The organism is Leifsonia sp. P73 (genome assembly GCF_051059105.1).
Classification (GTDB): domain Bacteria; phylum Actinomycetota; class Actinomycetes; order Actinomycetales; family Microbacteriaceae; genus Leifsonia.
The window spans coordinates 2,296,993-2,314,785 of sequence record NZ_CP194931.1 but is presented as its reverse complement, the minus strand read 5'-3'; the positions used below and the strand labels follow the sequence as shown (position 1 = coordinate 2,314,785).

Here is a 17,793-nt window from a genome sequence, read left to right as displayed (position 1 = left end):
GAGCGCATGAGCGTCGCGCGTCGCACACTGATCGGGGCCGGGATCGGCGTGGCCGCCCTCGGCGTCCTCGGCGGGGGAGCGGCGTTCGCCGTGGAGGAGCGGCTCCTCCCCGGCCGCTCGGAGCTGCACCGGCTCCTGGGCCTGAACGGCACGCCCGGCCGCATCCCCGACGTCGCTCCGGGCCCGGCCGTCAGCGGTTCGCTCGTCTCCGCCGCGCGGCTCGGCGCGACCGTCGGCTGGACCGTGAGCTACCCGCGCGGCTCGAAGCCGGGCGACGCCCTCCCGGTCCTCATCGCCCTGCACGGCTTCGGCGGCGACCATCGCTCGGCGTTCGGCTCCGGGCTCGGACTCGACCGCTTCCTCGCCCAGGCGGTGCAGCACGGCGCGCGGCCGTTCGCGATCGCGTCCGCGGACGGCGGCAACACCTACTGGCATCGCCGCGTCACCGGGGAGGACGCGGGCGCGATGCTGACCGACGAGTTCGTCCCGCTCCTCGCGAAGGCTGGGCTGGACACGGCGAAGGTCGCCTTCCTCGGCTGGTCGATGGGCGGCTATGGCGCCCTCCACCTCGCCGGCGTGCTGGGCGCCGCGCGGGTCGCGTCGGTGGTGGCGGAGAGTCCGGCGATCTGGCACACCGCGAAGGAGGCCGCCCACGGCGCGTTCGACGGCGCGGCGGACTTCGCCGCAAACACGCCGTTCGGCCGGGAGGCGTCGCTCGCCGGGATCCCGCTCCGCGTCGAGTGCGGCACGGGGGACGGGTTCTGCCCGAACGTCCAGGACTACGTCGCCGGCCTCCACCCCCGCCCGGCCGGCGGCTTCACCCCGGGAGGCCACGACCTCGACTACTGGCGGCGTCAGGCGCCCGCCCAGCTCGCGTTCGCCGCGTCCCACTTCGCCTGATGACGAGGGGCACGTCGTCGTCACTTTTCTGGCGGAGAAGTGACAACGACGTGCCCCTCGCGTTACGGGTTACTGGTCGTCGGCGACACCGCTGCGGCCGTGGGTCGGCACGACCTGCGTGACGGCGCCGGAGGCGGGGTCGAGCAGTACCTCGCGCTGCTGCGGGTGCTTCCAGTCGAACAGGCCGTTCAGCGAGCCGGCGCGCGCGTCGAACGACGCGTCGCCGATCCGACCCGTGCCCCAGTTGTCCTCGATGAACTTCAGCGGGCTGGTCTGCTCGATCGCGGTGTGGTCGACCTTGTTCTGCGCGGCCCACGGCGAGACCACGAGGAACGGCAGGCGCTGGCTCGGGCCGCAGCGGTCGGCGTAGCCGCCGGCGATCCGCGTCCGGCTGGTGCAGACCGCGGAGTCGACGGCCGAGTCGTTCGAGCCGTTGGCCACGGTCGGCGCGACGTGGTCGTACCAGCCGTCCGAGTCGTCGTAGGTCACGACGACAGCGGTGCTCTTCCAGTCCTTCGACTTCTGGAGGGCGTTGATCTCGTTGACGAGGAACTTCTGCTCGTCCAGCGGGTCGGAGTAGGCGGCGTGGCCGTCCTGGGCCTCCGGGGCCTTGAGGAACGAGACGGCGGGCAGGTTGTTCGCCGCGAGCGCCTTGTCGAACGAGGTCAGGTCGTACTGGTGGTTGGCCTGGTCGGTGTGGCCGATGGCCTGGGTCGACGTCGGCGGCAGGTGGTGCGGGTTCGACGTGGACTTGTAGTACGAGAACGGGTTGTGGTGCGGCGAGTAGTCCTTCGGCGTCGCGCCACCGATGTTCGCGGTGGTCGCGTCGCACTTCGCGTAGCTGCCGGCCTGGCCGTTCCACGCGGTGGTCGGCGTGAAGCCGCCCTGGAACCAGCCCCAGCTGACGCCGCGCGAGTTGAGCAGGTCACCGACGTTCTTGCCGGCCATGCCGACCAGCGCCGAGGTGGAGGTGTGGTCGCTGCCCGAGCAGTCGTCGTACACGGGGTCGGGGTCGCCGATCACCGTTCCGACGCCCGCGGCGTTCTTCGACTGCACTGACGTGGAGGCCGGGAGGACCGCCCCGGTCTTCGGGTCGTAGGCGGTGCCGCCGTGGGTCTGGCCCGAGATCAGGTTGAGCGCGCCGGGGGTCGACGGGCCGAACGTGGTGTCCCACATGTTGTCGCTCATCGAGTAGTTCTGCGCGTAGTTCCACAGACCGGTGACCGTGTTGCCGTCGTAGTAGTCCATGACCAGGCCCGGCCGGCCGAACGCGCCGGTGCAGGTGTCGGTCTCGGTCTTCTGGACGAACATGTCCATCTTGCCGTTGTCCACCGCGGCCTGCTCGGCGGCGTAGCCGTGGTTCTGGTCGCAGGTGAGGGCCTGCGCGGGGGTCAGCCGCTGCGGGGCGTACAGGTTCGGGTTGTCGGTGAGGGTCCCGCTGCTGGCGAGGGTGTTGGTCGCGGGGGTTCCGGGCGCGGCGGTGAATGTCGTGCCGTCGGTGTTGGCCGCCTTCGGGTACGTGCCGAAGTAGTGGTCGAAGGAGATGTTCTCGCCGAAGATCACGACGAGGTGCTTGATCGGGGTCTGGGTCTGGTTGGAGTGGTCGGGGGTCCCGTGGGCCGGGAACGCCGACGCGGGAGCGATGGCGAGGACGCCGGCTCCCACGAGGGTCGCCGCGCCGAGCAGCGCCAGCCCGGCCGAGGCGACCGGGCGGCGGCGCAGACGAGAGAGTCTGGACACGATTTCTGCTTCCTTCTGTCGGTGGGTGTTACCTGATGCCTCCGGCTCACGCGAGCATGCTGCGCCCGAGCCAGTCGGAGGAGTCGCGGGCTCCGGGGAGCGCGAAGTAGTAGCCGCCGCCGAACGGCTGGACGTAGTCCGTCAGCGGCTCGCCGGCGAGCCGCTTCTGCACGGCCACGAACTGCCGGTCGAGATCCTGGTTGAAGGCGACGAAGACGAGTCCCATGTCGAGCGTCCCGTTGGCGTCGACGCCGCCGTCGTAGTTGTAGGCGCGGCGCAGCATCCGCTGGTCGGCGCTCGCCGTCGTGCGCGGGTTGGCGAGGCGGATGTGGGCGTCGAGCTGGATGACGTCGCCGGTCGGGTCGTTCTCGTAGTGCGGGTCGTCGTGCTCGGCCGACGCGGTGAGCGGCGCCCCGCTGTCGCGGCGGCGGCCGATCATGTTCTCCTGCTCGTGCAGGTTCACCCGGTCCCAGAACTCGACCAGCATCCGGATGACGCGGACCACGTGGTAGCTGCCGCCGCCGGTCCAGGAGGGCTCGCGTCCCGTCCCCTGCGCCCAGACGAGCCGCTTCATCAGCGCAGCGTCGTGGACGTCCGGGTTGCTCGTGCCGTCCTTGAACCCCATCAGGTTGCGCGGGGTTCCGCTGGGCCGCGGCGGGGAGACGAAACCGTCCTGCCGCCAGCGCACGCCCATCCCGCCGCGGGTCGCCCGGGCGATCTCGCGGACCGCGTGCGTGACCGCGTCCCGGTCGTCGGCGCAGACCTGCAGCAGGAGGTCGCCGTCGCAGACCTCGCGGCGCAGGGAGTCGTCGGGGAACGCGTCCATCGTCCGCAACCGCGCCGGCCTGGCGGAGGCGAGACCGTAGCGGCCGTCGAACAGGGAGGCTCCCGCCGAGAGTGTGACGGTGAGCCCGTCCGGCACGACCGTGGGGCCGAGGACGCCGGAGTCGCGGGGCGGCGCGGTCAGCCCGGGGTCGGGAGGGGTGCCTCCGGTGGTCAGGAAGCGTGCGCGCTCGGTGATCGTCTTGAGCAGGTCGGCGAGCTCGGCGCGGGAGGCCGCGGTCACGTCGAGCGCGACGAAGGCGGCCGAGCGCTGCACCGGCGTCAGGATGCCCTGCTGGTGCTCGCCGTGGAACGGGGCAGCGGCCGCCCGGACGCCCGGGGGCGCCTGGTGCGCGCTGGCCGCGACCGGCGCCAGCACCGCGCCCGCACCTCCCGCCACGGCGGCCCCTGCCGCGACGCCGGCGCCCGCGGTGAGGAAGTCCCTCCGCCCCAGTCCCGTCACGGTGTCCTCCTCGGGTCGCAGATCGCCGCCACCGGCGCGAGGAGCTCGGCCGTCTCGCTGAGGGCCGCGTCGACGTGCTCGCGCTGGGCCGTGGTCAGCGCCGCCAGCCGGGTCCAGGTCCCGTCGGCGGCGCGGAAGCCCTCCACGAGCTGCTGCGTGGACGCGATCGACTGCTGCGTCGCGGCGAGCTCCGGATACCGCGACGCGAGGAGGTCGTGCAGCGGCGCCAGCGCCTGGGCCGCCCCGCTCAGGTCGGCGTCGATCGTGGCCAGCTCGGTGCCCGAACCGGCGTCGGCCGCGCCGGCGAGCACGTCCCGGATCGCGTCCTCCACGATCTCGTGCGCGCGCAGCCCTACGTCGCCCGGGTCGATCTGCGCCTTCGGGAACTGCGCGAGGAGCGTGTCGACGTCGGCGATGAGCTGCTGCGCCGGCCCGACTACGTCCGCGGCTGCCGCACCGGAGAAGAGGGGCGACTCGACCGCGTGGAAGCCGGTCAGCCCGTGGCCGGGCAGCCCGTCGATCGCCTCGCCGGCCGCGCCGAACGCACCGTAAGCGGCGCCGAGCGTCTCATAGGTGGTGTGGGCGGTCAGCCAGTCGCGCTTCGCCGCCGGTAAGTCGCCCTCCTCGGCGTCGGCCGCGACGGCGACGACCTGCTGGCGCAGGGCGGGCAGGCGCGAGCCGACCCAGGCGCCGTACGCCTTGGCCGGCGGGATGAGGTCGGCACGGGTCACCGGCACCATGCCCGGCGTGAGCGCCGTGCCCGGTGGAGCGGGGCCGACCCTGACCGTCGGCCCGTTCGCCGGGTCGGCGTCCGCGGGGAGGCAGACGAACCGGTACCGTCCCGAGCCGAGCGCCACGCGCGCGTGGGCGTGGGCTCCGGCGCCGATGCTCTCCAGGTCGAGGTAGACCTTCGTGGTGTCGACCGCCTGGAGGTACACCTCGACACCGGCGATGGTGGTGTTGGAGACGTCGAAGGAGATCGTGCCGCCGAGGGCGCGGCCGTCGTCGGCCCAGCCGTGACCGCAGTCGTCGGTGCCCGCGCTGACTTCGACCTCGGAAGACGGCGCAGCGCGCACCGCGGCCGGCCGCGCCGCCACGGCGACGATCACGGCCACCACGACGAGGGCCGCCAGTACGCCGACGAGCGCCGTGAGCCGGGCGCGCTGGGACATGGACGATGAGCCTCCTGAGGAGTGGACAGGAGCGAGCCTAGGAGGCGCCTGTGCGTCCCCGGGGATGCTTCATCCGCTGTTCACCAGACCGTCACGGCGACGGCCCCGAACGGGGGTGGTCGGCCCGTCGACGCCCTCCCGCAGAACGCCTGTCCCACTGGACACGATCCGGATTGCGCGTATCGTTCGTGGATTTGGGTTCTTCAAAAGAGAGCGTGCCCATGAGACGATCGATTCATGAAGGATTCTCACGCTATTGATGTCGCTGAGCCCGCGAGCGCTCACGGCCCCGGTCGTGCGCCTGCAGGAATCCCCCTGACGATCCGCCTCGGTGAGCGCGAGTTCGCCGCCCTGGTCCGCATCGCCCGCCACAGAGAGACGACCGCCGCCGGCCTCGTCGAGCAGCTCGTGCTGCACGCGCTCAGCCGCGCCGACGTCCCGCCGCCCGCCGAGTCCCACCCCGCACGCAAGCACACCACCTACGAGGAGGCCACCGCCGGCTTCCGCGCGGACGCCGGGGTCCACACGCCTCCCGACATGTAGTCGAAGGGCACGTAAACGCCCTCAGGGGACAACTCGTTCATACGACCCGGCGGACCTCAGCGCATGGCGTAGAACCAGCTGCCCCGATAGTCGCGGTCCACCGTCTGCTGGGACTGCACGACGACACCACTTTCGGCCACGTCGAGCGGGGAAAGGCCAGCTTCGCGCAGCACGTCACGAGTGGCCTTGAGGAGTGCGGTGTCGGCGCGCAGATCATCTCGTTCCTGATCGGTGGTCGTGCACAGCCATACACCCGCGCCAGGGAACTCAGGGAACGCTCCAACGAACCTTGTAGCGATCACACCACGCGATCCGAATTGAGCCGTGAGCAACGGCTCTGCACGATCAAGAAGTTTCCACCGTCGGTCACCAGCTGCTGACATGGACCGACTGTATTCGAAGGCGCACAGAGATTTTGCTGAATACGTGCCCCTCGATGGGAGAGCTACAGCTCCGAGTGCCCCAGCAGATGCACCGGGATGCCGAACGACAGCGCGACGCAGACGATCCCGGCGAAGAACACCAGCCCCTGCCAGGCGGGGAGCGTGTCCGCGAGGCCCAGCAGGAAGAGGCCCACCAGGAAGAGCACGAAGCACAGGATGAATGCGATCACATCGCCCATGCCGCAACTATCCACCCGGCCCGGAACGTTGGCAAGAGCGGGAGGTCGACAAGAGCAGGAGGTTGGCAAGACCGATCCTGCGGCGCGATGCTGGCGACGTGGAAGAGAACGCGCGCCCCGGCCCGGTCCGCGCTGCGCTGCGCTTCGTCCGCAAGGCCGGCGTGCTCCTCGCCGACTACGAGTACGTCCTCCGGCATCAGCTCCGGGCGAACTTCGACCGCGACCCTCCCGAGGCGCTCGCCGACGAGGCCGGGGAGGGCGCGCCCATCGTGCTGCTGCCCGGCATCTACGAGACCTGGCGCTTCCTGCACCCGCTGGCGCGCCGCCTCCACGCCGCAGGGCATCCCGTGCACGTGGTCACGTCCCTGGGGCATCTGGGCATGTCGCTTGCGGAGGCGGCCGACCAGGTGGAGCACTACCTCCGCGAGCAGCACCTGAGCGGGGTGACGATCGTCGCGCACAGCAAGGGCGGCCTCGTCGCCCGCCTCCTGCTCGGGAGGCCCGACGCGTCGGCGCGCATCCGCCGCGTCGTCGCGATCGCCACGCCGTTCTCCGGGTCGCCCCTCGCCGTGCTGGTGCCGTTCCCCGCCGTGCGCGCGCTGCGGCCCGGCCATCCCGAACTCGTGCGGCTGGCTGGCGACGGCGCGGATGTCGGCCGGGTCGTGTCGATCTGGGGCTGGTACGACCCGCACATCCCGGGAGGCTGCGCGCTGCCGGGCGCGCGCAACCTCCGGATGCCGGTCGGCGGCCACTTCCGCATCCTCGGCAGCCCGGCCGTCCTGGCGCTCGTGGACGAGCTCACGAGCGGATGAAATCCCGGATTACGACCCTGGTGCGCGTTCGTCGCGCGCCGCTATCCTCGGCCTCGTGACGCGGTCCGCAGCACCCGGCGGACCCCAGGGGGAGGACGACATGACGCGAACGATCGGTCGGGCGCCGGCTCGTCTCACCGGCGGACTGGTCGCCGCCGCGGCGGCTCTCGCCCTCCTCGCCGGCTGCGCCGGCACCCCGAGCGGCGCGGCGCTCGTCGGCACCTGGGGCTCGACGGCCGCGTCGCAGCCGAACCTCACGATCGAGAACGACGGCGCCTTCTCCGGCACGGACGGCTGCAACCGCCTGTCCGGCAAGGGCTCCGTCGACGGCGACACCATCACCTTCGGCCCCATCGCCAGCACCATGATGGCGTGCCAGGGGGTCGACGAGTGGCTGGCGAAGGCGTCCAGCGGGACGGCGAAGGGCAGCACCCTCGTCGTCTATGACATCAGCGGCAACGAGATCGGAAAGCTCGACAAGTCGAAGTGATCCGCTGCCGATAGGCAGGCGCCGCCGACCCGTGGCGGAGCCGAGGCAGAGAGGGGCGGCGCATGGCGCGGCTCGAGTCAGACATCCAGACGGCGAGCGGAGACACCCGGCTCGCCCCCGCCTACACCGGTCGCCTGTCGCGGAAGAGCCCTCCGGCCATCCTGCCGGACGACGCCACCGACCCGGCCAGCACGTACCGGCTGCTCCACGACGAGCTGCTCCTCGACGGCAGCTCGCGCCTGAACCTCGCCACCTTCGTCACGACGTGGATGGACCCGGAGGCCGAGATCCTGATGGCCGAGGCGTTCGACAAGAACATGATCGACAAGGACGAGTACCCGGCGACCGCGGCGATGGAGCGCCGCTGCGTGTCCATCGTCGCCGACCTGTTCCACGCCGATCCGGGTGAGCCGACCGGAGCCGCGACGATCGGGTCGAGCGAGGCCGTCATGCTCGCGGGCCTGGCGCTCAAGTGGCGCTGGCGGGCCAAGCGGGCCGGGGTCTCGGGAGGTTCGGAACCGGGAGGCGTGCCCAACCTGGTCCTCGGCTCGAACGTGCAGGTCGTCTGGGAGAAGTTCTGCCGCTACTTCGAGGTGGAGCCGCGCTACCTGCCGGTCGCCAAGGGCCGGTATGTGATCACCCCGGAGCAGGTCACCGCGGCGGTCGACGAGAACACCATCGGCGTCGTCGGCATCCTCGGCACCACCTACACCGGCGAGCTGGAGCCGATCGCCGCGATCTGCGACGCGCTCGACGCCCTCGCCGCCTCGGGCGGACCGGACGTGCCCGTGCACGTGGACGCCGCGAGCGGAGGCTTCGTCGTCCCGTTCCTGCACCCGCACCTGGAGTGGGACTTCCGCCTCCCGCGCGTGGTGTCGATCAACGTCAGCGGGCACAAGTACGGGCTCACCTATCCGGGGATCGGGTTCGTGGTGTGGCGCTCGCCGGAGTACCTGCCGGACGACCTGGTGTTCCGGGTGAACTACCTCGGCGGCGACATGCCCACGTTCACGCTGAACTTCTCCCGCCCCGGCAACCAGATCGTCGGCCAGTACTACAACTTCGTGCGGCTCGGCCGCGCCGGGTTCACCGCGATCATGGAGGCGCTGCGCGACACCGCGCTGCTCATCTCGAAGGGCCTCGCCGAGGACCCGGCGATCGACGTCATCACGGACGGCTCCGCCATCCCGGTCATCGCGTTCGCGCTGAAGGACGGCACGCCGTACACGGTCTTCCAGGTGTCGCACGAGCTGCGCGCCCGGGGTTGGCAGGTGCCCGCGTACACGATGCCGGACGACGCGACCGACGTCGCCGTGCTGCGGATCGTGGTGCGCGACGGCTTCAACGCCGACCTCGCGGAGGACCTGGTGAACGACGTCCGCGCGGTGTGCGCCGAGCTGGGGGAGCAGGCCGTGAAGGCCGGCGCGACCCCGGTCGCGGCGAAGGCCACCGAGTCCGCGCGCACGCGGACGCACTTCGCGCACTAGCGGGCCGGCGTGAGCGACGGAGGAGGCGCCGGGGAGCGGAGGAGGCTCCTGCTCTCCGACGCCTCCTTCGCTGTCGGCTCGGTGTGCTTCGCGGTCGCGGCGCTGCCGTCGGTCGCGGCCGCGCTGGGCGCGATCGTCACCAACGTGGTGTTCGTGGTCGGCTCGGTGTTCTTCACGCTCGGCGCGGGGTTGGCGCTCGGCGTCCCGAACCGGAGCTCGTCCATCATCCAGTTCGTCGGGACGCTGTTCTTCAACGGGAGCACGACGATCGCGCTCGCCGCGGCGGTCCCCGCGGGCGCGGCCGGGGGAACGGGGTGGCGGCCGGACGCCTACGGGTCGATCTGCTTCCTCGTGTCCAGCCTGATCGCCGTGGCCGCGGTCGCCCGGCAGCACGGGTCGCGCCGGGACGGCACCGGCGCCGTGCTCAACCTGATCGGCTCCGTGCTGTTCGGCTTCGCGGCGGTCGGCGCCTTCGAGCTGCCGGGGACCGACACCCTCCTCAGCCCGTTCTGGACCGGCGTCGGCACGGTCGGCGGCGCCGTCTGCTTCCTCGTCGCTGCGCTCCTCGGTCTGCTGCCGGCCCCACGCCCGATAGCCCTGCGAACGAAGTGACAGGACACGCCGCCTCGCGCGGTGTCGAAGCGGCATGTCCTGTCAGCTGGATTCAGCGAGCGGCGACGGCCTCGAAGTAGGCGCCGGACGCGAAGTCGTCCAGCAGGGTCGGCCCCGTCGGCGTCCAGCCGTAGCGCTCGCGGGTGATCGCGCTGGAGGCCGGGATGTCCATTCCGAAGAACCGGCCGATCCAGCCGAAGTGCGCGTCCACGTCCTCCGGTGCGATGGACTCGACGGGCAGTCCGAGCCCTTCGCCGATCGCCGCCGCGATGTCGCGGGCCGGGATGCCCTCCTCGCCGACCGCGTGCACGCGCGCCGCCGGGGTGGCCTGCTCCAGCGCGAGCCGGACCAGCCGCCCGGCGTCGAGCCGGTGGACGGCCGGCCAGCGGTTGGAGCCGTCGCCCACGTAGCCGGCGACGCCCTTCTCGCGGGCGATGCGCACCAGCTCGGCGCTGAAGCCGTGGTCGCCGCGGCCGTGGACGGTCGGCGAGAACCGCAGCGCGACCGGCCGCACGCCGCGGTCGGCGTACTCGAACGCGAACGCCTCGCCGCCGCCGCGCGGGGCGTCGGGCCCGACGTAGGGCGACGGCACCTCCTCCGTCAGCACCTCGCCGGGCCGCGCGACAATGCCCGAGGCGAACAGGAAGGGCCGGTCGGAGCCGGCCAGCTCGTCGCCGATCGTGGCCACGACGGCGCGCTCGGTGCGGCCGGCGCCGGCGTAGTCGGAGAAGTCGTGCTTGAAGCCGAGGTGGATGACCGCGTCGGACGCCGCGGCGCCGGAGCGGATGCTCTCCAGGTCGTCGAGCGACCCGGGGATGGCGGTCGCTCCGGTGGCGCGGATGCGCTCGGCGGACGCCTCGGAGCGGGCGAGGCCGGTCACCTCGTGACCGGCGGCGAGCAGTTCGGGGACGACGGCGGAGCCGATCCAGCCGGATGCTCCAGTGACGAAGACGCGCATGGGGATGACCTCCCGAGTCATGGGATCGTGATGATGTCAGTGACTGTCGTCAGTGACTGACATCACGATAGCACCGATGTCAGCAACTGTCATCACGTCCCGGAAACCGGCTACACTCATCCCGTGGGACGCTGGACACCGGACGCGCGCGGCCGCCTGGAGAGGGCGGCGATCGAGCTGTACGCCGAGCGCGGCTTCGAGGGGACCACCGTCGCCGACATCGCCGAGCGTGCTGGCGTCACCGAGCGCACCTTCTTCCGCCACTACGCCGACAAGCGCGAGGTGCTCTTCGCCGGATCGACCGTGATGCAGGAGGCCGTGCTCGCCGCCATCGCCGCCGCGCCCTCCGACGCGCCGCCCTTCGCGGTGGCCGCCGCCGGGATGCGCGCGGCCGCCGCGCTGATCGACAGCCGCGGCGCAGACTTCCCGCGCCGCCGCTCGGCGGTCATCGCGGCGAACCCGAGCCTGCAGGAGCGCGAACTGCTCAAACTGGCCTCGCTCGCCACCGCGTCGGGGGAGGCTCTGCGCGCTCGCGGCGTCCCAGAGCCCGCGGCCAGCCTCGCGGGGCAGGCCGCGGTGGGCGCGTTCCACGTGGGCTTCGCCCAGTGGATCGCCGGCCCGGCCGACGCGACGCTGACCTCCCACGTCGACGAGGCCCTCGCGACCCTCCCGACGCTCGCCTAGCGGCCGACAGGGGACGCAACACGCCGCCACGCGTCGCGGATAGCGGCGTGTCGCGACCCCGCTGCAGGCCTCAGGCGAGCACGGCGTCGATCGCGGCCAGCTCGCCGGCCTTCCAGCGCCGGCGCGTGCACCGCGCCGAGGTTCTGCTCCAACTGGGCCACACTGCTCGCCCCGATGATCGCGGACACCACCACCGGGTTCCGCAGCACCCACTGCAGCGCGAGCTGCGCCAGGCTCTGCCCCCGTCCGGCCGCGATGTCGTTGAGCGCGCGCACCCTCGTCAGCACGTCCTCGGTCAGGTCCGACTCGTGCAGGAACACGCTCGTGACGGCGCGCGAGCCCTCCGGTACGCCGTTCAGGTAGCGGTCGGTCAGCATCCCCTGCGCCAGCGGCGAGAACACGATCGCGGCGGCGCCCGCGGCCTCCACCGCGTTCAGGACGCCGTCCTCCACGTGCCGGTCGAACATCGAGTACCGCGGCTGGTGCAGCAGCAGCGGCGTCCCGGCGTCGGCGAGCAGCGCCGCAGCCGCGGTGGTCTGCTCCGGGTCGTAGTTCGAGACGCCGGTGTAGAGCGCCTTGCCCTGGGCGACGGCCGTCGTCAGCGCGCCCATCGTCTCCTCGAGCGGGGTCTCCGGGTCGGGGCGGTGGTGATAGAACACGTCCACGTACTCCAGCCCGAGCCGGCCGAGGCTCTGGTCGAGCGACGACAGCAGGTACTTGCGCGAGCCGAAGTCGCCGTACGGCCCCGGCCACATCAGGTAGCCGGCCTTGGTCGACACCACGATCTCGTCCCGGTAGGCGCGCAGGTCGGTGGCGAGGATGCGGCCGAAGAACTCCTCGGCGGCGCCGGGAGGCGGCCCGTAGTTGTTGGCGAGGTCGAAGTGCGTCACGCCCAGGTCGAAGGCCCGCAGCACGATGTCGCGCTGGGTGTCGAACGACCGGGCCGTCCCGAAGTTCTGCCACAGTCCGAGCGAGAGCGGCGGGAGCCGGAGGCCGCTGCGTCCGGCGCGGCGGTAGGGCATCGAGTCGTAGCGGGCGGGATCGGCGACGAAAGGAGTGGGCATGGGGCCAGCCTAGAGGGCGCACCCACCGCTACCGTTGCCCTGTGAGCGGGGTGACCGGAGGCCGGATCGCGCGGGTGGCGTCGCGCGTGTCCACGATCGAGCTGCTCTTCGACCTCGTGTTCGTGTTCACGATCGGCCAGCTCACCGCGGTCATCGTGCAGCATCCCGGCGTCGAGTCGGTGCTGCGTGCCGCCGCCATCCTCGCCGTGGTGTGGTGGATGTACGACGCGTTCGCCTGGCTCACCAACCAGGCCGTGCCCGACACCGTCCCGGTCCGGCTGCTGCTGATCGCGGCGATGGCCGCGTTCCTGGTGCTGTCGCTCGCCATCCCGGACGTGTTCACCGGGTCGGGCGTGCTGTTCGGGCTGGCCTACCTGACGGTCGTGATCATCCACGCGGGGCTGTTCATCGCCCGGGGAGGACGCGGCTCGGTGCGCGTGATGCTGCGCGTCGGGCCGCTGAACGCCCTCGCGGCGCTGCTGCTGATCGCGTCCGGGTTCGCGACCGGCTGGCTGGAGTGGGTGCTGTTCCTCGCGCCGCTCGCGCTGTTCCTGGTGGGCGGGCTGCTGGCGCGGTCGAGCCCGTTCGCGCTCGGCGCCTCGCACTTCGTGGAGCGGCACGGCCTGCTGATGATCATCGCGTTCGGCGAGTCGATCGTGTCGGTCGGCGCCGGATTGACGGCGTCGGGTCTCCGCCCGCAGGTGGTCCTCGGCGCGGTGGCCACGGTCGCGATGGTCGCGGCGCTGTGGTGGTGCTACTTCTCCGGCGACGACGAGCGGGCCGAGCGGTCGTTCGGGAGGGTCTCCGGGCGGCGCGGCACGACGCTCGCCCTCACCGCCTACTACGTCGCGCACTTCGTGATGCTGCTCGGTCTCGTCGGCGTCGCCGCCGGGCTGCACCTCTCGCTGGAGGACGCCTTCGCGCCCGTCACGCCGGCCGCGGCCTGGCTGCTCTCCGGCGGCGTCGCCGTCTACCTCGTCGGGGACGCGGAGTACCGTCGCGAGCTGCGGCTCGGTCCGTGGGCGTACCGGCTGATCGGAGCGGCCGGAGCCCTCGTGGCCGGCCTCCTCGCGGCGTGGATGCTGCCCCTGCGGGCGGGCGAGCTGCCCGGCATCGCGCTCATCGGGGCGCTGCTGGCGATCGTCGTCCTCGTGCTGGTGGCCGAGCGCTCGCGGCGGTGACGCCGGCTGTCCGGGGGCCTGAGTAGCATGCGGGGCATGGACACGATCGAGTGGCTCCTCGACTCCGACCCGAGCATCCGCTGGCAGGTGCTCCGCGACCTCGCGGGCGCGTCCGACGAGACCGTCGCCGCCGAGCGCGACCGCGTCGCGACTGAGGGCTGGGGCGCGCGGCTCCTCGACGCCCAGGGGCCGGACGGCCGCTGGGACGGCGGCGTCTACCGGCCGGGGTGGGCGCAGGAGGACCGCCCGTTCTTCGACGCCTGGACCGCCACGCACTTCACGCTGCAGCAGCTCGCCGACTTCGGCGTCGACCCGGCGCACCCGCGCGCGCTGGAGGCCGTCTCCCACGTGCGCGACCACGTCCGGTGGGACCACGCAGGCGAGCCCTACTTCGAGGGCGAGACCGAGCCGTGCATCAACGGCGTCGTGCTTTCGCTCGCCGCCTACTTCGGCCAGGACGGGTCGAACGCCGCCGCCACGCTCGCCGGCGGCCGGCTCGACGACGGCGCCTGGAACTGCTGGGCCGAGTACGGCGCGCGGGTCTCGTCGTTCCACTCCACCATCTGCGCGGTGGAGGGCCTCGCCGCCTGGAACGCGACCGGCCGCGGCGACGCGGCGACGGCCGACGCGCAGAGCACGGGCGAGGAGTACCTCCTGGCGCGCGGGCTGTTCCGCCGGCTGAGCACCGGGGAGGTCGCCGACCCGCGGATGACGCTGCTCAGCAACCCGGTGCGCTGGTTCCACGACATCCTGCGCGGCCTGGAGCATTTCCGCGCCGTCGACCGCCGCGACCCGCGCCTCGCGGACGCGGTGGAGCTGCTGCGCGGCAAAGCGGACGCCGACGGCCTCTGGAACCTGGAGAACCGGCACGAGGGCCCGGCCTGGTTCGACTTCGGCGACAACGAGGGGATGCCGAGCCGCTGGATCACCCTGCGGGCGCTGCGGGTGCTGCGCTGGTGGGACGCCGAGGCGCCGGCGTAGGCGCTACGCCGACGCGGCCTCCGCCATGTGGTCCTTCGGCAGCCGGCGCACCTTGGTGCGGCGCTTCCGCCGGTCCGGGATCATCGACCGCATCTCCTCCAGCTTGCCGAAGCACAGCAGCCGGTCGCCCGCCTGCAGCTCCACTCCGCTGCGCGGGTTCGGGACGACGGTGGCGCCGCGGTGCAGCGTGAGCACCGTGATGTCGCGATCCCACAGCCCGGACTCCTTGATCGTCTTGCCGATCAGGTCCGCGTCGCCGTGCACGAGCAGCTCGGCCACGCCGTAACCGCGCGAGACGGTCAGCCGCTGGCGCACGTCGATCTCCGGGAACGCCACCTGGTTGGAGATGAAGTCGATGATCGCTCCGGCGACGTCGAGCCCGGTCGCGCGCTCGATGCCCTCCAGGCCGGGCGAGGAGTTGACCTCCATGACCAGCGGACCCTCGTGGCCCTCCAGCATGTCGACGCCGGCCACGCGGAGGCCCATGATCTGTGCCGACCGCACCGCGGCCTCCTCGTACTCCGGAGTCAGCTCGACCTTCTCGACCGTGCCGCCGCGGTGCACGTTGGAGCGGAACTCGTCGCCGCTCGCCACCCGCCGCATCGCCGCGACCACCCGGTCGCCGACGACGAGCGCGCGGATGTCGCGGCCGCGGCTCTCCGAGATGAAGCTCTGGATGAGCACGTTCTGCTTGGTGGAGTGCAGCGTCTCCACGATCGACTCGGCGATCTTCGCCTCCGGGGCCAGGATGACGCCGATGCCCTGGGTGCCCTCCAGCAGCTTGATGACGACGGGCGCGCCGCCGACCTGCTCGATGGCCATGCGCACATCGGCGCGGCTGTTCACGAAGGTGGTCGCCGGCATCCCGATGTTGTGCCGCGACAGGATCTGGTTGGCCCGCAGCTTGTCGCGCGAGTTGGTGATCCCGTTCGCCGTGTTGGGCGTGTAGACGTCCATCTGCTCGAACTGCCGCACGACGGCCGTGCCGTAGTAGGTGATCGAGTTGCCGATGCGCGGCAGGACGGCGTCGTAGTCGGACAGCAGCCGGCCGCGGTACTGCAGGTCGGGCTCGGGGCCGGAGAGGTCGATCGCGAAGCGGAGGGTGTTGAGCACCTTCACGGTGTGGCCGCGGTCGCGCGCGGCCGCACGCAGCCGCTGGGTCGAGTACGCGTGCGGAGCGCGGGAGAGGATGGCGAGCTTCATCGATGGATCCTGCAAAGATAGGGGGATGGCCGGTGAGCTCCATTCAAACACCCTCGTCGTGGGGTGGCGTGAATGGGCGAGCCTGCCCACTATCGGCATTCCGTGGACCAAAGTCAAGATCGACACCGGCGCCCGCAGCTCCGCGCTGCACGCCTTCGATCTGGAGGAGCTCCCCGGTGACCGGGTGCGGTTCACGGTGCACCCCTGGCAGGACGCCGACACCGACGCCTCGGTGGTCGAGATGCCCATCCACGACCGCCGCGTCGTGCGCAGCTCGTCGGGCCACGCCGAGGACCGGATCGTCGTGCTGCTGGAGCTCGTGCTCGGCGGGCGGACCGTCCTCGCCGAGACCACGCTGAGCAACCGCGACCAGATGGGCTTCCGGATGCTCGTGGGCCGGGAGGCCCTCCGCCAGGGCTTCGTGGTCGACCCGGGCCGCTCGTTCCTCGCCGGCCGGGCGCCGCGGGACGTCCGGCGCCGCAACCGCGGGCGCGCGGTGGAGCCGGCGGCCGCGCCGAACCCGGGCGAGGACCCGCGCCCGTGACGCGAACGGCCGTGTCGTTCAGCCGCGGCCTCGCACTCCTCGTCGCAGCCACGTTCTTCATGGAGAACCTGGACGGCACGATCATCCAGACCGCCGCCCCCACGATGGCCCGCGAGTTCGGCGTCGCGCCGGCCGACGTGAGTGTCGCGATGGTCGCCTACCTGCTCGCCGTGGCCGCGGGTATCCCGGCGACCGGCTGGCTGTCCCGCCGGCTCGGGATCCGGCCGGTGCTGCTGACCGCGATCGTCGTGTTCACGCTCGCGTCGCTGCTGTGCGCGTTCGCGCCGTCGCTGACCCTGCTGACGATCGCGCGCGTGCTGCAGGGCATCGGCGGCGCGCTCATGGTGCCGGTCGGGAGGCTGGCGGTGCTGCGCGACATCGACCCCGTCGACCTCCTCGACGCCATCGCCTACCTCACCTGGCCCGCGCTCATCGCGCCGGTGATCGCGCCGGCGCTCGGCGGCATCCTCTCGGACACGATCGGCTGGCGCTGGATCTTCCTGATCAACCTCCCGTTCGGCGTCGCCGCGATCGTGGCCGGGCTGGTGCTCGTGCCGCACACGGAACGGCAGCGCGACCTCCCGTTCGACGGGCGCGGCTACACGGCGATCGCGCTCGCGCTGGTGCTGCTGACGGCCGGGGCGGAGGGGCTGAGCGCGGAGGACGGCCGGCTGCAGCTCGCCGGCGGCGCGGCCGTCCTCGTGGCCATCGCGGTCGGCTGGGCCGCCATCACCCGGTCGCGCGGCCGGGAGCACGCGCTGTTCGACTGGAGCGTGCTGCGGCTGCACTCGTTCCGCGCCGGGAACATCAGCGGCGGCGTCTACCGCATGATCATCACGGGCGCGCCGTTCCTGTTCACGCTGCTGTTCCAGCTCGCCTACGGGTGGAGCGCCACCCTCGCCGGGCTGACCGTGATCGCGATCTTCGTCGGGAACCTGGCGATCAAGCCGTTCACGACCCCGCTCATCCGCCGCTTCGGCTTCCGCACCGTGCTGATCTGGTCGAACCTGCTCGGGATGCTGGTGCTCGCCGCGTTCGTCGGCATCGGCCCCGCCGCGCCGCTGCCGGTGCTGCTCCTGCTGCTGGTGGCGAGCGGCGTGTTCCGGTCGATCGGGTTCAGCGCCTACAACACCCTCCAGTTCGCCGACGTGGAGGCCGGGGACACCAACAACGCCAACACCCTCGCGTCCGCGCTGCAGCAGGTCGCGACCGCTCTGGGCCTCGCGGTGGTGGCGGTGTTCGTGCGCGCGTCCACTGCGGTGGCGGAGGGTGTCACCGGCTCACCGCTGCCGGGCTACCACTGGGCGTTCGCGCTCGCGGCGGCGCTGCTGCTGGTGCCGCTTGCCGGAGCGTTCCAGCTCCCGCACGACGCCGGAGCCCGGGCGACCGCCCGCCGCTGACGCTCCCCGCGGCCACCCCTCCCCACCCGCCGAGGGGCACGTTGTTGTCACTTTTCGCGCCCGAAAGTGACAACGACGTGCCCTTCGGTGACGGAGTCAGCGCAGGCGCTCCTCC

The 17,793-nt window shown here is 72.2% G+C and carries 19 protein-coding genes; 11 read left to right on the top strand and 8 right to left on the bottom strand.

What is annotated here, in order from left to right:
• The first annotated feature begins 6 nt into the window (after positions 1–6).
• Positions 7–900, top strand: coding sequence for an alpha/beta hydrolase (locus ACQ86L_RS11730; RefSeq protein ID WP_434315560.1), 894 nt, complete (start codon positions 7–9; stop codon positions 898–900).
• 69 nt (positions 901–969) lie between these two features.
• Here ACQ86L_RS11730 and ACQ86L_RS11725 read toward each other — a convergent pair whose 3' ends face one another.
• From ACQ86L_RS11725 to ACQ86L_RS11715, 3 genes are read right to left on the bottom strand one after another with little or no spacing between them, the layout of a single operon-like run.
• Positions 970–2,640: a phospholipase C gene (locus ACQ86L_RS11725; RefSeq protein ID WP_434315559.1), complete on the bottom strand. Its 1,671-nt coding sequence runs from the start codon at positions 2,638–2,640 to the stop codon at positions 970–972.
• A gap of 46 nt (positions 2,641–2,686) precedes the next feature.
• A complete protein-coding gene (gene efeB / locus ACQ86L_RS11720; protein ID WP_434315558.1) occupies positions 2,687–3,925 on the bottom strand; it encodes an iron uptake transporter deferrochelatase/peroxidase subunit in 1,239 nt (412 codons plus the stop codon).
• On the bottom strand, positions 3,922–5,097 hold the full coding sequence (locus ACQ86L_RS11715) for an imelysin family protein (RefSeq protein WP_434315557.1): 1,176 nt from the start codon (positions 5,095–5,097) through the stop codon (positions 3,922–3,924). Before ACQ86L_RS11715 ends, efeB begins: the two co-directional genes overlap by 4 nt.
• A gap of 237 nt (positions 5,098–5,334) precedes the next feature.
• Here ACQ86L_RS11715 and ACQ86L_RS11710 point away from each other — a divergent pair, with 237 nt between their 5' ends.
• Positions 5,335–5,640: a hypothetical protein gene (locus ACQ86L_RS11710; RefSeq protein WP_345838910.1), complete on the top strand. Its 306-nt coding sequence runs from the start codon at positions 5,335–5,337 to the stop codon at positions 5,638–5,640.
• Between the two features lie 56 nt (positions 5,641–5,696).
• Here ACQ86L_RS11710 and ACQ86L_RS11705 read toward each other — a convergent pair whose 3' ends face one another.
• Positions 5,697–6,023: a hypothetical protein gene (locus tag ACQ86L_RS11705; protein ID WP_434315556.1), complete on the bottom strand. Its 327-nt coding sequence runs from the start codon at positions 6,021–6,023 to the stop codon at positions 5,697–5,699.
• Between the two features lie 62 nt (positions 6,024–6,085).
• Positions 6,086–6,262 (bottom strand): hypothetical protein, encoded by a 177-nt coding sequence (locus ACQ86L_RS11700; protein WP_345838911.1) that lies wholly within the window; start codon positions 6,260–6,262, stop codon positions 6,086–6,088.
• Positions 6,263–6,360: 98 nt separating this feature from the next.
• Here ACQ86L_RS11700 and ACQ86L_RS11695 point away from each other — a divergent pair, with 98 nt between their 5' ends.
• From ACQ86L_RS11695 to ACQ86L_RS11680, 4 genes are all read left to right on the top strand, one after another.
• Positions 6,361–7,074, top strand: a complete 714-nt coding sequence (locus ACQ86L_RS11695; protein ID WP_434315555.1) for an esterase/lipase family protein — start codon at positions 6,361–6,363, stop codon at positions 7,072–7,074.
• Between the two features lie 100 nt (positions 7,075–7,174).
• Entirely contained in the window at positions 7,175–7,564 is a 390-nt protein-coding gene (locus ACQ86L_RS11690) for an META domain-containing protein (RefSeq protein WP_434315554.1), read from the top strand.
• Positions 7,565–7,626: 62 nt separating this feature from the next.
• A complete protein-coding gene (locus ACQ86L_RS11685; protein ID WP_434315553.1) occupies positions 7,627–9,051 on the top strand; it encodes a glutamate decarboxylase in 1,425 nt (474 codons plus the stop codon).
• A 9-nt stretch (positions 9,052–9,060) separates the two neighbouring features.
• Positions 9,061–9,663: a hypothetical protein gene (locus tag ACQ86L_RS11680; RefSeq protein ID WP_434315552.1), complete on the top strand. Its 603-nt coding sequence runs from the start codon at positions 9,061–9,063 to the stop codon at positions 9,661–9,663.
• Between the two features lie 52 nt (positions 9,664–9,715).
• On the opposite strand, the gene ACQ86L_RS11675 is transcribed toward ACQ86L_RS11680, so the two are convergent.
• Positions 9,716–10,642, bottom strand: a complete 927-nt coding sequence (locus tag ACQ86L_RS11675) for an SDR family oxidoreductase (RefSeq protein WP_434315551.1) — start codon at positions 10,640–10,642, stop codon at positions 9,716–9,718.
• Positions 10,643–10,744: 102 nt separating this feature from the next.
• On the opposite strand from ACQ86L_RS11675, the gene ACQ86L_RS11670 reads away from it, so the two are divergent.
• Positions 10,745–11,305 (top strand): TetR family transcriptional regulator, encoded by a 561-nt coding sequence (locus tag ACQ86L_RS11670; RefSeq protein WP_434315550.1) that lies wholly within the window; start codon positions 10,745–10,747, stop codon positions 11,303–11,305.
• On the opposite strand, the gene ACQ86L_RS11665 is transcribed toward ACQ86L_RS11670, so the two are convergent.
• Complete coding sequence (locus ACQ86L_RS11665; RefSeq protein WP_434315549.1) at positions 11,302–12,369, bottom strand: aldo/keto reductase; 1,068 nt, start codon at positions 12,367–12,369, stop codon at positions 11,302–11,304. The two genes, ACQ86L_RS11670 and ACQ86L_RS11665, sit on opposite strands and share 4 nt — an antisense overlap.
• A 41-nt stretch (positions 12,370–12,410) precedes the next feature.
• On the opposite strand from ACQ86L_RS11665, the gene ACQ86L_RS11660 reads away from it, so the two are divergent.
• The gene (locus ACQ86L_RS11660; protein WP_434315548.1) at positions 12,411–13,550 is read left to right on the top strand and encodes a low temperature requirement protein A; all 1,140 of its coding nucleotides are present in this window, start codon (positions 12,411–12,413) and stop codon (positions 13,548–13,550) included.
• 36 nt (positions 13,551–13,586) lie between these two features.
• Complete coding sequence (locus ACQ86L_RS11655) at positions 13,587–14,531, top strand: hypothetical protein (protein WP_434315547.1); 945 nt, start codon at positions 13,587–13,589, stop codon at positions 14,529–14,531.
• A gap of 3 nt (positions 14,532–14,534) precedes the next feature.
• Here the strand turns inward: ACQ86L_RS11655 and rimK are convergent, their stop codons facing one another.
• Positions 14,535–15,734, bottom strand: coding sequence for a 30S ribosomal protein S6--L-glutamate ligase (gene rimK / locus ACQ86L_RS11650; protein WP_434315546.1), 1,200 nt, complete (start codon positions 15,732–15,734; stop codon positions 14,535–14,537).
• 25 nt (positions 15,735–15,759) lie between these two features.
• Between rimK and ACQ86L_RS11645 the strand changes: the two genes are divergently transcribed.
• Both ACQ86L_RS11645 and ACQ86L_RS11640 read left to right on the top strand, forming a co-directional pair.
• Positions 15,760–16,278 carry an ATP-dependent zinc protease family protein gene (locus tag ACQ86L_RS11645; protein ID WP_434315545.1) on the top strand — a complete coding sequence of 173 codons (519 nt, stop codon included), beginning with the start codon at positions 15,760–15,762 and terminating at the stop codon, positions 16,276–16,278.
• Positions 16,275–17,678 carry an MFS transporter gene (locus ACQ86L_RS11640; RefSeq protein WP_434315544.1) on the top strand — a complete coding sequence of 468 codons (1,404 nt, stop codon included), beginning with the start codon at positions 16,275–16,277 and terminating at the stop codon, positions 17,676–17,678. The genes ACQ86L_RS11645 and ACQ86L_RS11640 overlap by 4 nt, the downstream gene beginning before the upstream one ends.
• Positions 17,679–17,793 lie beyond the last annotated feature (115 nt).

Excerpts from the sequence above, each read along its gene's own strand:
- rimK (WP_434315546.1), bottom strand. The coding sequence starts at position 15,734 with ATGAAGCTCGCCATCCTCTCCCGCGCTCCGCACGCGTACTCGACCCAG.
- ACQ86L_RS11675 (WP_434315551.1), bottom strand. The coding sequence starts at position 10,642 with ATGACTCGGGAGGTCATCCCCATGCGCGTCTTCGTCACTGGAGCATCC.
- ACQ86L_RS11705 (WP_434315556.1), bottom strand. The coding sequence starts at position 6,023 with ATGTCAGCAGCTGGTGACCGACGGTGGAAACTTCTTGATCGTGCAGAG.
- ACQ86L_RS11685 (WP_434315553.1), top strand. The coding sequence starts at position 7,627 with ATGGCGCGGCTCGAGTCAGACATCCAGACGGCGAGCGGAGACACCCGG.
- ACQ86L_RS11715 (WP_434315557.1), bottom strand. The coding sequence starts at position 5,097 with ATGTCCCAGCGCGCCCGGCTCACGGCGCTCGTCGGCGTACTGGCGGCC.
- ACQ86L_RS11690 (WP_434315554.1), top strand. The coding sequence starts at position 7,175 with ATGACGCGAACGATCGGTCGGGCGCCGGCTCGTCTCACCGGCGGACTG.
- ACQ86L_RS11665 (WP_434315549.1), bottom strand. The coding sequence starts at position 12,369 with ATGCCCACTCCTTTCGTCGCCGATCCCGCCCGCTACGACTCGATGCCC.
- ACQ86L_RS11700 (WP_345838911.1), bottom strand. The coding sequence starts at position 6,262 with ATGGGCGATGTGATCGCATTCATCCTGTGCTTCGTGCTCTTCCTGGTG.
- ACQ86L_RS11710 (WP_345838910.1), top strand. The coding sequence starts at position 5,335 with ATGAAGGATTCTCACGCTATTGATGTCGCTGAGCCCGCGAGCGCTCAC.
- ACQ86L_RS11645 (WP_434315545.1), top strand. The coding sequence starts at position 15,760 with ATGGCCGGTGAGCTCCATTCAAACACCCTCGTCGTGGGGTGGCGTGAA.
- ACQ86L_RS11655 (WP_434315547.1), top strand. The coding sequence starts at position 13,587 with ATGGACACGATCGAGTGGCTCCTCGACTCCGACCCGAGCATCCGCTGG.
- ACQ86L_RS11730 (WP_434315560.1), top strand. The coding sequence starts at position 7 with ATGAGCGTCGCGCGTCGCACACTGATCGGGGCCGGGATCGGCGTGGCC.